Here is a 13,430-nt window from a genome sequence, read left to right on the forward strand (position 1 = left end):
ACCTGCCCCGTCATCGAGGCTCCGTGCACTTGGAAAACGCTTTTGGCCAGATCGATCCCGATCATTGTATCTGTGGTCATGTCTGCCATCCTTCCCATCGAGTAGATTGAACGCAACAATCTTCAAACAAAAATTGTCGCTTGGGTAGGGCGGCAACCACTCCATCTATTCAGACACATCAATGATTGACCATGCCAAGTCACTAGAAGATGAGAAGCGATGGCTAAAGAAAATATTTGCAGTGCTTAACATGCAGCGCGATTTTTTTTAAGGAAGTTCCAGTCAAAACTCGCATAAAATAAGCTTTAGACCAGAATACAAGACTAGCATCCCAGACGAATTTTGTATCTCCAAATCAATTCAGCACAACAACGTTTCCTGACGATATCATAAAGCTATATTGTCACCGAACTGTTACGTCCAAACAATAATACTTACACATATCGAACATAAAAGCGGCTCAACATTATGGGCCTAAAAAATTGAATGGGCCCTTGTCGCAAATAATAACGTCAAGGAAAATCCCGTGCGGATCATTCAAATTACCGACACGCATCTGAGCCCGGATAAGTCCCATTTTAATAGTAATTGGGAGCCATTGCTGCGTTGGATAGAGGACCAAAAGCCTGACTTGATTGTCCATACAGGCGATCTGACGGTTGATGGTGCAGATATGGATGCCGATCTTTCATTCTCCGCCGAGCTTCACCGCCAACTGCCCTGCCCTGTCCTCAGCGTACCAGGTAATCATGATGTCGGCCATCTGCCTGATACACGTCAACCAGTAAATGCCGAACGTATGGCACGTTGGCATAAACATATTGGACCGGATTATTGGGCAGAGAATTTAGGTGACTGGCTTATTATCGGGCTCAATAGCCTGATCATAGGCGCAGAGAGTTCGGAAGAGTACGAACAGTTCCGCTGGCTTGAAGCGACGCTTAAAGCTGCCCAAGGTAGACCTATCGCCGTTTTCGCACATAAGCCACTTTTCGTCGATGAAACTGATGAGGGTGACACCGGATATTGGGGTGTACCCCCAGTCCCTCGCCAACGCCTTTTTGAGCTTTTCAAGACCTATAATGTGAAGCTGCATGCCAGCGGCCACTTGCATCGCGCATGGATGGGTGAAGCTTTTGGCACCAGCTATGTCTGGGCACCAGCGGCCGCCTTCATTGTAGGTCCTATGGAGCGTGATCTTCCCGGTGAACGTATACTCGGGGCTGCCATTCATAACCTTGGGGAAACAGTGCAAAGCGAAATCGTCCGGCTCAACGAACTAACGCCATATGTCATTGATGATGTGATTCACGAAGTCTATCCCAGCCATACGGGCGATGGCGCACCAACAAGGCACGAGGTGTCGGCATGAGCGCGCTGACCCTTCACGATATCAGTAAGTCCTACGGTAATAATCACATTCTTAAAGGCATTTCTATTGATGTTGAAGAAGGTGAGTTTATTGCTCTCGTCGGCCCTTCCGGCTGCGGCAAAAGCACCTTGTTGCGCATACTTGCAGGTCTCGACCATGCAGATACAGGTGCGATTTCCATTGATGACCGCGACATTACTTCGGCCCACCCTGCCGACCGGAATATGGCGATGGTTTTCCAATCTTATGCGCTTTATCCGCATTTGACCACAGCGCAGAATATCGCTGTACCGCTTGCCATGCGCGACCTGACTGCAGCTGAACGCATGCCATTGCTTAACCGTTTTCTAAGTGGACAAAAAGCCAAACGCGCAGCCATTCAAAGACAAGTCGTGCAAACAGCAACCAGCCTCAAAATTGATCATCTGCTTGATCGAAAACCGGGGCAGATGTCTGGCGGTCAACGCCAGCGCGTCGCACTTGCCCGCGCACTTGTGCGCCAGCCCGGCGCGTTTCTAATGGACGAACCACTTTCCAATCTCGATGCTAATCTGCGTGTCCACACACGCGCCGAGATTGTGGAACTTCATCGTCGTGCGGGAGTACCAACAATCTACGTCACCCACGATCAGGCTGAAGCGCTAAGCATGGCAGATCGTGTTGCGGTGATGATGGGCGGAAAGATCTTGCAAATCGACAGCCCGTCGGTGATCTATAATGATCCATGCCATATCGAAGTAGCGCAATTTATTGGTACACCACGCATCAATATCCTTGATGCCATGGTCAGCGACCAAGGTCTCGTACACTTTGCCGGCCGTCCGATCCTTCATGGCATCGCCGCTCATGCAGGCACCAATATTCGCATCGGTATCCGTCCTGAATATTTCCGCCTTGTTCCGCATGACAAAACTGGCCTCATCGCCACCGTCTCACGCCTTGAGTTTCTAGGTTCGGAAGTCTTGGTTTATCTCACGGCCCCTGGAGCTGCAGATGAACTAACAGCTAAATTCGAACCCTCTCTTGCACGCGACATCGTTCCGGGGCTGCCAGTCAGTCTACATTTCCATGCGGATCAAGCCTATATTTTCGACAAAGACGGTCAGCGTATGCGTCAGCCTACCGATATAATCATTCAATCGGCAACTCCACACAAGGTGTCTGCCTATGTCTGATGCTGTGATCAATCCGGTCAGTGCACCACGTATACGCACTGCAACAGAAGAAGCGAACCGCCGTGAGGAACGCCTTGCGTGGAAACTTGCCGCGCCTGCGATTGTGCTAACGGTTTTGCTCATCCTGCTGCCCACCCTAACAGTAATGTTTTGGAGCCTGACAAATTTTGAGCTTGGTTATGACGGCTTTGAGTTTATTGGCATCGACAATTACATTGAACTTTTCAATGACCGCACCTTCCTGATTTCACTCAAGAACACGGCAATTTATACTGCAATTGTAGCACCTGCCTCTGTATTTCTTGGGCTGGGCGTTGCTCTGCTGATCGAAAGCGAAATACGCGGTAAGTCCTTCTTCCGCACGGTCTACTTCCTGCCTGTAGCCTCCCTGCTCGTCGCTATGGCGACGGTGTGGCAATATTTGCTGCATCCGACCCTTGGTCCGGTCAATACACTACTAGCGATGATTGGCATCACAGGCCCAAACTGGCTTGGATCCAGTGACACCGTCCTTCTCAGCCTTGCTATGATTGGTGTCTGGCAGAGTGTCGGATTTAACATGGTGCTATTTCTGGCCGGCCTCACCGCCATTCCTCGTGAACTCTATTCAGCCGCAGAAGTCGATGGTGTGAAAAGCAGTTGGGAACGTTTTCGTCTTGTCACATGGCCGCTCCTCGGTCCCACAACTTTGTTTGTTACCACCATTAGCATCATCAATTCTGTCAAGGTTTTTGAGACGGTCAAAACCCTCACTGAAGGTGGTCCGAATAAAGCATCAGAAGTACTGCTCTGGACTATTTATCAGGAAGGCTTCGTTTTCCTGAGCGTGGGCTACGCTTCGGCAATGACTGTCATCTTCCTCGCCGTACTCATTGTCCTGATGCTGTTTCAGTTCCGCGTGCTGGACCGCCGTACCCATTATTGAGGAGCCAACAATGTCACTCGCCCGTTCCATTCGTTTGGGTATTCTATCTTTCGGTGCATTGATCTTTATCGCACCATATATTTTCATGCTTTCAACCGCTGCTAAAACACAACAGGATATTTTTTCATCTTCCCTGTCACTTATCCCGCAACAATGGGCTTTATGGGAAAATCTCGGTAAAGCATTCAGCCGGGTGCCGATGGGATTACTGCTGTTTAACGGCGTACTCGTGTGTGCAATCATTCTGGTCATTCAGGTCGCAGTCGCAATCCCTTGTGCATATGCCATGGCTAAGCTCAAGTTTCGCGGCCAGCGCACAATGATGATGCTCGTCATATTGGGTTTGCTTGTCCCTATTCATGCAACGGCACTACCTTTTTACGTCGGCTTTAACTCGGCTGGTGTGCTTAACAGCTATTTTGCACTTAGCGCTCCTTTCTTCATCTCTGTCTTCGGCATTTTCCTGTTCTTGCAATTTTTTAGAGCCATGCCCGATGACCTCATCAGTGCGGCACGTCTTGATGGCATGTCAGAGGCAGGCATCGTTATGCGGGTGATTGTACCAAATGCATGGCCTGCGATTACAGCCTTCTCTATTTTCTCAGTCGTTGCACATTGGAATGACCTGTTCTGGCCGCTCATCGTTGTTAACGGTATGGAACGCGCGACACCGCCCCTTGGCCTCTTATATTTTCGTGCTGCTGAATCCGGTGATGATTACGGCGCTCTAATGGCTGCAACCCTGATCATCACTTTGCCCCTGCTTCTTGCCTTCCTCGTAGCTCAGCGCCGCTTCATAGAAGGCATCACCCTCACCGGCCTCAAAGGCTGATCCGACACATATTTTCATTTAACACTAGGAGAAATCATGAAACGCCTCTCCCGCACCCTTGCAGCTTTGACACTGGCAACCGGCATCTGCTCGCCGGCATTCGCTGATACGACCCTCAACGTACATTATCCGATGCCGGGCTTTTTCAAGGATGTCATGGCTGACATCTCCACCAAGTTCATGGAAGAAAATCCCGGCATTACAGTCAATTTCGTAAGTCCTTCAGCAACCTATGAAGAAGGCATTCAGACGATCATGCGTCAGTCCGGCACGTCGGAAATGCCAGATATGACATTCACAGGCCTCAACCGCCTGCGTATTCTTGCCGAACGTAATATCGGCATGGATATGAAACCACTCATTGACGCAGAAGCAGATATGAAGGCGCAAGGCTTCACAGACCAGATTCTTAGTCTTGCACAGGTAGGCAACCGTCAGGTCGGGCTTGCTTTCGCAACATCTAATCCGATCATGTATTACAATGCTGATTTGGTTCAAGCAGCTGGCGGCAATCCGGACAATCCACCACAAACATGGGATGAACTGATTGAACTCGGTGGCAAGATCAAAGCCCTTGGCGACAGCAATGAGGGCATTGATTTCCGTTGGCAGGGTGATGACTGGATGTTCTCAGCGCTGCTCTTTGGTGCGGGCGGAGCTATGCTGTCTGAAGATGAGAAAAAAGTTGCTTTCGATGGCCCAGAAGGACTTGCAGCATTCAAACTCATTGATCGTATGGTCAAAGAAGGTGGTATGCCAGTTCTGACCAAGGCTGCAGGCGAGCAGGCTTTTGCTGCTGGTAAAGTCGGCTTTTCACTTCAGAGCACCGGTGGTTTGCGCAACACGATCAAAAATGTTGGCGATAAATTCGATCTGCGCACAGCTAAAATTCCATTAATTAATGCTGAAACTGGTCGCTTGCCGACCGGTGGCAATGCCGTTGTGATCTTAACCCAAGATCCAGACAAGGTTGATGCAGCATGGAAATTCGCAAAATTTGCAGCCGGCCCTTACGGCGCTTCCGTTGTCGTTCCGGGCACCGGCTATGTCCCAAACAATGAACTCGCTGCAAAATCGGATGAGTACCTCGGCAAGTTTTATAATGAAAACCCACTCTTTAATGCAGGTCTCAGCCAGATGTCACTGATGGTGCCATGGTATGCATTCCCCGGTTCAAACGGCGTAAAGGTAACCCAGACTATCGTGGACAATCTTTCGCGTGTTGTTGAGCAATCAGCTACACCAGAAGAAGCGTTAGGTGATGCTTCCAAGGAAGTACAGCGTCTCCTGCCACGCAAATAATATATACACGAAAGTAGAACCGCGTAGGCCTTTCTAGCGCGGTTCTAATGTTAAATAATTTGATGAACTTCTTTGGCGAGCACAAGAACAGAGATGATTTACATTACGCCATAGCACCTCATCTCAAAGCATATTTAAGGCCCAATATTATAGGCCCTTGTGCAAATGTATCGTTAAATGTATCGTTAAAAGTATCGCGATTATGCAATCAGATCAGTATGTTGCTGCTAAGGCATTGAAACTTATGGATTTGGGGAAGAGTCCCTCTCTCTCCGCCATATATTTATCAAGCGGCGAATCTTAATTTTATAGCAGCAAGATTAATATCATCAGATAAGCGCGGCCAGTTGCAATCCAATTGCATTATGACCACGCTTTGGGCTTGATATTCTATAGATCAAATATTTTTACGGGCGAACTGGTCGAACGCTGTCATAAACTGCTCCATAAATTTGGCTGTATCCGTCACAAAGCCAGTTTTGGCATCCAACAGTTTGTCCACTTGTGCAAGATAGGCTTCCGGCTGCTGCAGGGTCGGCATATCCAGAAACACCAGCGATTGGCGTAGGTGATGATTGGCACCAAAACCAGAAATATTGCCCGGCGAACTGCTGACAATAGCTGCAGGCTTGCCACCCCACACGCTTTTACCATAAGGGCGTGAACCAACATCCAGCGCATTTTTCAGCGCAGCCGGTACCGAGCGATTATATTCAGGTGTCACGAAAATCACCGCATCGGCTTTGGCAACTTCAAAACGGAAACGCGCCCATGTTGCCGGTGGTGTGTCCGTATCCAGATCAGGATTGTAAAATGGCAGATCACCGATCTCGACAACCGTTAAAGCCATATCATCAGGGGCAACAAGTTTGAGACCATGGGCAACCTGCGAGCTGAAGGATTCTTTGCGCAGACTTCCGACCAGAACAGCGACATTCAATTTCGACATTCATACTCTCCTCTATCACAGGAACAAGTTCAGACAGCGCATCATCATGCCATTGCCGATAAAAGCCTCAAAACTATTTTTTCAAAATAGCGATAATATCCTGATATCCACGCGACTGAGCATGCTGCAATGCCGTCACCCCGTCATTATCCGCAATCGAAATATCAGCGCCAGCATCAACCAGCAATTTGACAATCGCTGTGTGCTTGGCACCGCCATTGCCCAAGATCACCGCTTCCAGCAGCGCTGTCCAACCCAGATTATTGACGTGATCCACATCAACACCTGCCTCAATCAAGGTTTTTACCGTTTCGACATGCCCGCGTTCTGCTGCTGGAATTAAAGCCGTGCCGCCATAGCGATTAGTACTTATCAAATCAGCTCCATGAGCAAGGGTCATTTTCAAAATGTCCAAATGGCCGCGTGCTCCGGCATAAAGATAGGGGCTGTCGTGAATGTTATCTTTTGCATTCACATCCGCACCGGCATCAATCAACAGCTTTGCTGCCTCCACATGATTGGCGTGTGTCGCCACCAGCAATGTGGTTTGTCCTTGATTATTGCGGATATCAGGCTTTACGCCCGCCTTAAGCAATGTGCTGATTGTACTCAGATCATTATCGGCTGCGGCGTTTAAGAGTTTGGCATCATTGGATTGTGACATAGCCCCTCCGATTGTCAAAACAACGAAAGATAAAGCGATAAAGACCGTCTTAAAGCCGGATTTCCATTCAATCATAAACCAAAAACCTCATTCATAGGTCGCAACTTTAGAAGATAATATATTCAATCTATAAGAGCTTAATTGTGACGGACACGCAAACAAACAGAGCCAGTCTTAATAATGAGACTTCTCGCTCCACACCAAAACATGATAGGGCATGGCGCATGAGCGCTTTATCTATACCTACCCCGATTTATCATCCGCCATTGGAGCCCTATCTCACGATCTTACATCAAGAGCGGGATTTTCTGGTGCTGGATAAACCAAGCGGACTTTTATCTGTGCCCGGCCGCCATCCGGCTTTGTCAGATAGTTTGGCAACGCGCGTGCAAAAACAATTTCCCGAAGCGTTGATGATCCACCGGCTGGATAAAGATACATCCGGCGTTGTGCTGATGTCTTTAAACCGCAAAGCGCATGCGCTGATTGCCAATCAATTTGCCGAGCGCACAACACAGAAATTCTATGTGGCGGAAGTTTGGGGCAACGTCAAAGAAGATAGCGGCCTTGTTGATCTGCCGCTCTGTATCGACACTGACAATAAGCCTTGCCACCATGTGGATCACGCCAATGGCAAGCCTGCGCAATCACGCTGGCAGGTGCTTTCCCGCGGTGCCGATACCACACGATTGCAATTGTCACCGCTTACCGGCCGCACCCATCAATTACGCGTTCATATGAAAGCCATCGGGCATGTGATTTTGGGTGATGAATTTTATGCGACCGGCGAAGCACTTACCCGCGCCGACCGCTTGATGCTGCATGCAGAAGAAATTACCTTTCAGCATCCCGATGGCGGAATGGTCACCTTCCGCGCGCCCTGCCCTTTTTAAAAGATTTGCCCCATGTCGCAAGATACAGAAAATGATGATCTGATTGTAGATTTTGTCGGTGGCGCGGTCGGGCACCGCTTTCGAGTCAATGAAGGCCGTAATCAGGCCTTGGCAAAGGCCGCTGGGCTCACCGGCAATATCACGCCCTTTATTGTCGATGCGACAGCCGGTCTTGGACGTGATGCCTTTTTGCTCGCCTCACTGGGCGCACATGTCACGCTGATTGAACGCTCCGAAAAGATGCACAAGCTCCTTGCCGAAGGCATGCTGCGCGCAGCCAATGAAGGTGGACGTCTGGCGGAAACCATTGCACGTATGACGCTTATTCACGGCGATTCCAGCGAAGTACTGCCTGATCTCAAACCGCAAGTGGTATTGGTTGATCCGATGCACCCACCGCGTGGCAATACGGCATTGGTCAAAAAAGAAATGCGCCAGATCCGCGAGATCGTCGGCACTGATCCGGATGCCGAGAAACTGATGCAAGTCGCATTGGAATATGCACAAAACCGCGTCGTGCTGAAATGGCCGTTACGGGCAGCGCCTATGGAAAACATCCGTAAATTCTCGCATCAGATTTTAGGCAAAAGCACGCGCTATGACGTTTTTGTCAAAGCCAAACTTCTGCCGCCACAACAAGAAACAGAATAATACCATGACGATACGCCCGATTGTCCGCTTTCCGGATGCACGCCTGCAACAAAAAGCTGAAACCGTCACGCAATTTGACGAAGCTTTAAAAACGCTGTGCAATGATCTTTTAGAAACCATGCGCGCGGCACCCGGCATCGGCATCACTGCACCGCATATTGGTGTTTTAAGACGCGTTGTGGTGTTGGAGCTTTCGCCTGAAACAGGGCCTAAATTTTATATCAATCCTGAAATCATCGAAACCTCAGAGGAGATGATCCGCCATCAGGAAGGCAGTGTTTCCATGTCCGGCATGGTTGATGATGTGGAGCGTCACGCTAAAATCCGCCTGCGCTATCAAGACCTCAACGGACAAGAACAGTTTGAAGAATCTGAAGGGCTGCCAGCCGTATGTCATCAGCATGAAGTTGATCAGCTCAACGGTATTTTCTGGTTGCAGCGCCTCTCCCGCCTCAAGCGTGATCGCCTGATAAAACGCTATTCAAAGCTGAACAGATAATAGCCAAACGGGCAGTTATACAACCTGCCCCGCACACCAGCCTGATGACCACGCCCATTGGAAATTATAGCCGCCTAGCCAACCGGTGACATCCACCACTTCACCAATGAAATAAAGCCCGTTCACTGTCTTGCTTTCCATTGTCTTGGAATCAAGATCACGGGTGTCCACACCTCCAAGAGTAACTTCAGCGGTACGGTAACCTTCAGAGCCTGCCGGTTTAATGCGCCAGTCATTAATCGCCGCCTCAATACGCCGGAACTCCTTGTCCGGCATATCGGCCAACTTGGCGAACTTTACCTGCGCTTCGGCAATCGTCTGTGCCAGTTTTCTCGGCAGATGCTGTGCAAGCGCTGTTTGCAATTCCTGTCGGCCATTTTGCGCCCGCTGCTGCTTCAAAGCATCCAGCACATCCACATGTGGCAGCATTGAAATTGCAATCTCGTCACCTTCACGCCAATAAGACGAAATCTGCAAAACAGACGGCCCGCTAATACCACGATGGGTGAAAAGCATGGCTTCTTCAAAACTGACCTTGCCACAGCTGATTTTTGCATCCAGCGCTACGCCGGCAAGTGGTTTTAAGCGTTCCAGCAAATGCGGCTCGAATGTCAAAGGCACCAAACCGGGGCGCGTTTCCACCAAACGCAAACCAAATTGGCGAGCCACATCATAACCGAAGCCGGTTGCGCCCATTTTGGGAATTGATTTACCACCGGTTGCCACCACAACCGAGCGGCAATTGATCTGCACATCATCAAATTTCACCAGAAAACCCGCATCGGTTTTTTCAATGACGTCAACGCTTGTTGATAGTGCCAATTGCACCGAAAAGCGTTTAATCTCATCCAGCAGCATATCAATGATCTGCTGTGCTGAACCATCGCAGAAAAGCTGACCCAGCGTTTTTTCATGATAGGCAATCGCGTGACGATCCATCATCGCGATAAAATGGTTTTGCGTATAACGGCTGAGAGCCGATTTACAAAAATGCGGATTTTGTGAAATGAAATTCTTCGGGCTTGTGTGCAGGTTGGTAAAGTTGCAACGACCACCGCCGGAGATACGGATTTTCTCGCCCGCGCGTTTGGCATGATCAATCACCAGCACCGAGCGTCCGCGTTTGCCCGCCTCAATAGCGCACATCATGCCAGCCGCACCAGCTCCGATAATCACAACATCAAACGAATTCACGTCACATTTTCTCCGACTTATTTAAGCTTAAGGCGCTACAGCATGTCTCTCCGACAAGAAAGTACTATTTGCTTTTTAAAGCCATTCTGCGGTTGAGCCAGCGTGGTTTTGGCAAATTTTTATGCCGCTCCAGCTCGTGAGTCAGATAATTAAAAACAGCCTGGCTCATGGACATCGCCTTTGGCGCACCTGCGGCCTGGCTCACATGCATCAGCCATTGCTCTGACAAAGCCAATAGCTCATTGTGCTTATTTTTTATCTCCAGCAAAAAATGCACACGCTTTTTATCAAGGCCGATCAATTGCACGCTGACATGGATTATGTCGCCCTGATGGCATTCTTTAAAATAACCGATGCGGCTTTCCAGCGTATAAAATGTGGCCTTTTCCGCCTTTAAATAGGTTGCGCCCAAATGATGGTGCTCAAGATAGGCATTGCCTGCCTCCGAGAAAACCAGCCCATAAGCATAGTCCGCCATATGGCCGTTATAATCGACCCATTCAGGTAGCACAGTCACATCCAGCGTAAATAACAAATTATGCCCGCGGTTAAACCGCCTCCTATTTCTTCGCCTTTGATCAATCTTTGTCTTGATGCACTTTTAGAATGGATTTTACAAACCGCACATACTTTAAAATAAACGATTGCATTTTTTTGCAATCGTTATTATTTAATCAATATGAGATATTTAGGAGGTGCCCGATGGCGACGAATTCCCATAAACCGGAAGTAACCGGCTTTTACGATCCGCGCACTGGCTCGGTGCAATATGTTGTTGCCGATGTGGCAAGCAACAAATGCGCCATCATTGATCCGGTTTATGATTATGATGAAAAATCCGGCCAGACCGCCACACATCATGCTGATGAGCTTTTGCAATTCGTGGCGCAAAAGAATTATCAGGTTGAATGGATACTCGACACCCATCCCCATGCCGATCACTTTTCTGCAGCGCCTTACTTAAAAGAAAAAACCGGCGCACCAACGGCAATCGGTGAAAAAGTGCGCGAAGTGCAAGAACTCTGGAAAGGCTTTTATAACTGGCCGGACTTCCCTGCTGATGGTTCACAATGGGATCACCTGTTTAGCGATGGCGAGACATTTAAAATAGGTAACTTAGAAGCGAAAGTTATCCATTCACCAGGGCATACACTTGCCTCCGTTACTTATCTGATCGGTGATGCCGCTTTCATTCACGACACATTATTTATGCCCGATAGTGGCACCGCCCGCGCTGATTTTCCCGGTGGCAGTGCCAAAGCTCTCTGGCAGTCTATTCAGACCATTCTGGCCTTGCCCGATGAAACACGTCTTTTTACCGGTCATGATTATCAGGCTGGCGGACGAGAGCCATTGTGGCAATCAACGGTCGCTGAGCAAAAAGCCAGCAACATTCACATGGCGCACTATTTAAACGAGGCAGATTTCATTCATGCCCGTGAAACGCGTGACAAAACACTGCCAATGCCAAAACTGATTTTACACGCATTGCAGGTTAACACCAATGGTGGACGATTGCCGGAGCCGGAAGCTAACGGAGTGCGCTATCTCAAAATTCCGCTTGATCTTTTATCAGGCGCAGCATGGGGCAAATAATGCAAGATGATCTATCCAAACAAGCCGCTTTTATGAAAGAGAATGTGACTGAGGCATCAGCCTTTCTCAAAAAGCTGTCCAATCCTGACCGCCTGCTGGTGGCTTGCGCATTAGTCGATGGCGAGCGTTCGGTTCGTGAACTGGAAGATTTACTGGATATTCGCCAGCCTGGCCTTTCGCAACAATTGGCAGAGCTTCGCCAGGCGGGACTTATCGAGGGGCGCAAAGAAGGCAAACAAGTTTTCTATCGCCTCGCTGACCCGCGCATTGAGACTTTCATACAAACCATGCACAGCCTGTTTTGCAAAACTGGAGACACCCCATCATGACCGACTTTACTCCGCTTCAATCGCTTGGTGGCGGCGCTCTTATTGGCTTAGCAGCCTGTCTGCTCATGTACTTTCATGGCCGCATTGCCGGCATCAGTGGTATTTTGGCAGGCATTCTGCCCCCATTGAGCTCTGATTGGGGCTGGCGCGCAGCATTTCTTATTGGTGCGATCGCTGCTCCGGCATTTTTATATTATGGCTTCAGCTTTACACCAGCCTTTGAAAACAATGTTCCTGTTTTTGCGCTGATTATCAGTGGTCTGCTTGTGGGCTTCGGCATCACAATTGGCTCGGGCTGCACATCCGGCCATGGTATTTGCGGTATTTCGAGGCTCTCTGTTCGCTCCATTGCCGCAACAGTCACCTTCATGCTGACTACCACCATCACCGTCTTCATTATCCGTCATGTCATGGGAGGCTTTTAAATGGCCCGCATTTTATCTGCTTTGATTATCGGCCTTATCTTCGGCAGCGGCATCGCTATCTCAGGCATGATTAATCCGGCCAAAGTGCTTAACTTTTTTGACTTTACCGGCACATGGGATCCTTCCCTTGCATTCGTCATGGGTGGTGCTTTGGTCGTAACCGCGATCGGTTATTTCTTCATCCTGAAGCGTCCTGCACCTCTGCTTGATAAGAGCTTTCATCTGCCGTTAAAACAGCAGATTGACCGACCACTGATTGCTGGCTCTGCCATTTTCGGCATTGGTTGGGGCATTGGTGGCTTTTGTCCAGGTGGCTCAATTCCGGCTTTAGGTTTGATGCAAACAGATGTTTATATTCTGGTGGGTTCTATGATCATCGGCATACTTTTCGCCCGCATGATGCGTCGTAAAATGCAGTGCTAACAAATGAAGAGCGTGCTTTAAAAGCACGCTCTTATTATGCGCGGTTTAAACCTCGTAACATTCCATAAAGCTTCTGCGCCAGAATCGGATAGGCATGTTGCTCGCGCCATTTTTGCGCTCGGCCCTTCCGTTCTCTCTTATCCTTGTCAGTTAGCCTCATAAAATCTTCGATTCAAGCCGCGATTTCTTCAGCCGAAATAC

16 protein-coding genes are annotated in these 13,430 nt (G+C 49.0%); 12 read left to right on the forward strand and 4 right to left on the reverse strand.

Translation table 11 applies throughout. The annotated features are described in order from the left end of the window. The first annotated feature begins 526 nt into the window (after positions 1 to 526). Genes FHS77_RS13670 through FHS77_RS13690 form a run of 5 tightly spaced genes read left to right on the forward strand, consistent with a single transcriptional unit; the run spans position 527 to position 5,606 of the window. A complete protein-coding gene (locus FHS77_RS13670) occupies positions 527 to 1,372 on the forward strand; it encodes a metallophosphoesterase (RefSeq protein ID WP_184224318.1) in 846 nt (281 codons plus the stop codon). Continuing rightward, positions 1,369 to 2,547, forward strand: a complete 1,179-nt coding sequence (locus tag FHS77_RS13675) for an ABC transporter ATP-binding protein (protein ID WP_184224320.1) — start codon at positions 1,369 to 1,371, stop codon at positions 2,545 to 2,547. The genes FHS77_RS13670 and FHS77_RS13675 overlap by 4 nt, the downstream gene beginning before the upstream one ends. After that, the gene (locus FHS77_RS13680) at positions 2,540 to 3,472 is read left to right on the forward strand and encodes a carbohydrate ABC transporter permease (protein WP_184224322.1); all 933 of its coding nucleotides are present in this window, start codon (positions 2,540 to 2,542) and stop codon (positions 3,470 to 3,472) included. The genes FHS77_RS13675 and FHS77_RS13680 overlap by 8 nt, the downstream gene beginning before the upstream one ends. A gap of 10 nt (positions 3,473 to 3,482) precedes the next feature. Then, the gene (locus FHS77_RS13685) at positions 3,483 to 4,304 is read left to right on the forward strand and encodes a carbohydrate ABC transporter permease (protein WP_184224324.1); all 822 of its coding nucleotides are present in this window, start codon (positions 3,483 to 3,485) and stop codon (positions 4,302 to 4,304) included. A gap of 36 nt (positions 4,305 to 4,340) precedes the next feature. Next, on the forward strand, positions 4,341 to 5,606 hold the full coding sequence (locus FHS77_RS13690) for an ABC transporter substrate-binding protein (RefSeq protein ID WP_184224326.1): 1,266 nt from the start codon (positions 4,341 to 4,343) through the stop codon (positions 5,604 to 5,606). Between the two features lie 397 nt (positions 5,607 to 6,003). Here FHS77_RS13690 and FHS77_RS13695 read toward each other — a convergent pair whose 3' ends face one another. Together FHS77_RS13695 and FHS77_RS13700 are read right to left on the reverse strand one after the other, a co-directional pair. After that, on the reverse strand, positions 6,004 to 6,555 hold the full coding sequence (locus tag FHS77_RS13695) for an NADPH-dependent FMN reductase (protein WP_184224328.1): 552 nt from the start codon (positions 6,553 to 6,555) through the stop codon (positions 6,004 to 6,006). 73 nt (positions 6,556 to 6,628) lie between these two features. After that, entirely contained in the window at positions 6,629 to 7,219 is a 591-nt protein-coding gene (locus FHS77_RS13700; RefSeq protein ID WP_246431344.1) for an ankyrin repeat domain-containing protein, read from the reverse strand. Positions 7,220 to 7,443: 224 nt separating this feature from the next. Between FHS77_RS13700 and FHS77_RS13705 the strand changes: the two genes are divergently transcribed. Genes FHS77_RS13705 through FHS77_RS13715 form a run of 3 tightly spaced genes read left to right on the forward strand, consistent with a single transcriptional unit; the run spans position 7,444 to position 9,262 of the window. After that, positions 7,444 to 8,112, forward strand: coding sequence for a pseudouridine synthase (locus FHS77_RS13705; protein ID WP_184224332.1), 669 nt, complete (start codon positions 7,444 to 7,446; stop codon positions 8,110 to 8,112). Between the two features lie 12 nt (positions 8,113 to 8,124). Continuing rightward, positions 8,125 to 8,763: a class I SAM-dependent methyltransferase gene (locus FHS77_RS13710; protein WP_184224334.1), complete on the forward strand. Its 639-nt coding sequence runs from the start codon at positions 8,125 to 8,127 to the stop codon at positions 8,761 to 8,763. Between the two features lie 4 nt (positions 8,764 to 8,767). Then, complete coding sequence (locus FHS77_RS13715) at positions 8,768 to 9,262, forward strand: peptide deformylase (RefSeq protein ID WP_184224336.1); 495 nt, start codon at positions 8,768 to 8,770, stop codon at positions 9,260 to 9,262. 15 nt (positions 9,263 to 9,277) lie between these two features. Here the strand turns inward: FHS77_RS13715 and FHS77_RS13720 are convergent, their stop codons facing one another. Together FHS77_RS13720 and FHS77_RS13725 are read right to left on the reverse strand one after the other, a co-directional pair. Further along, on the reverse strand, positions 9,278 to 10,456 hold the full coding sequence (locus tag FHS77_RS13720; protein ID WP_184224338.1) for an aminoacetone oxidase family FAD-binding enzyme: 1,179 nt from the start codon (positions 10,454 to 10,456) through the stop codon (positions 9,278 to 9,280). A gap of 64 nt (positions 10,457 to 10,520) precedes the next feature. Beyond that, entirely contained in the window at positions 10,521 to 10,967 is a 447-nt protein-coding gene (locus FHS77_RS13725) for a thioesterase family protein (protein WP_184224340.1), read from the reverse strand. A gap of 191 nt (positions 10,968 to 11,158) precedes the next feature. Between FHS77_RS13725 and FHS77_RS13730 the strand changes: the two genes are divergently transcribed. Genes FHS77_RS13730 through FHS77_RS13745 form a run of 4 tightly spaced genes read left to right on the forward strand, consistent with a single transcriptional unit; the run spans position 11,159 to position 13,229 of the window. After that, entirely contained in the window at positions 11,159 to 12,052 is an 894-nt protein-coding gene (locus FHS77_RS13730) for an MBL fold metallo-hydrolase (RefSeq protein ID WP_184224342.1), read from the forward strand. Then, positions 12,052 to 12,381 carry an ArsR/SmtB family transcription factor gene (locus FHS77_RS13735; protein ID WP_246431345.1) on the forward strand — a complete coding sequence of 110 codons (330 nt, stop codon included), beginning with the start codon at positions 12,052 to 12,054 and terminating at the stop codon, positions 12,379 to 12,381. Before FHS77_RS13730 ends, FHS77_RS13735 begins: the two co-directional genes overlap by 1 nt. Next, entirely contained in the window at positions 12,378 to 12,806 is a 429-nt protein-coding gene (locus FHS77_RS13740) for a YeeE/YedE family protein (protein ID WP_184224344.1), read from the forward strand. The genes FHS77_RS13735 and FHS77_RS13740 overlap by 4 nt, the downstream gene beginning before the upstream one ends. Continuing rightward, on the forward strand, positions 12,807 to 13,229 hold the full coding sequence (locus tag FHS77_RS13745; protein ID WP_184224346.1) for a DUF6691 family protein: 423 nt from the start codon (positions 12,807 to 12,809) through the stop codon (positions 13,227 to 13,229). Positions 13,230 to 13,430 lie beyond the last annotated feature (201 nt).

Origin of the sequence: Paenochrobactrum gallinarii (assembly GCF_014205685.1) — a bacterium.
In the GTDB taxonomy this organism is placed as follows: domain Bacteria; phylum Pseudomonadota; class Alphaproteobacteria; order Rhizobiales; family Rhizobiaceae; genus Paenochrobactrum; species Paenochrobactrum gallinarii.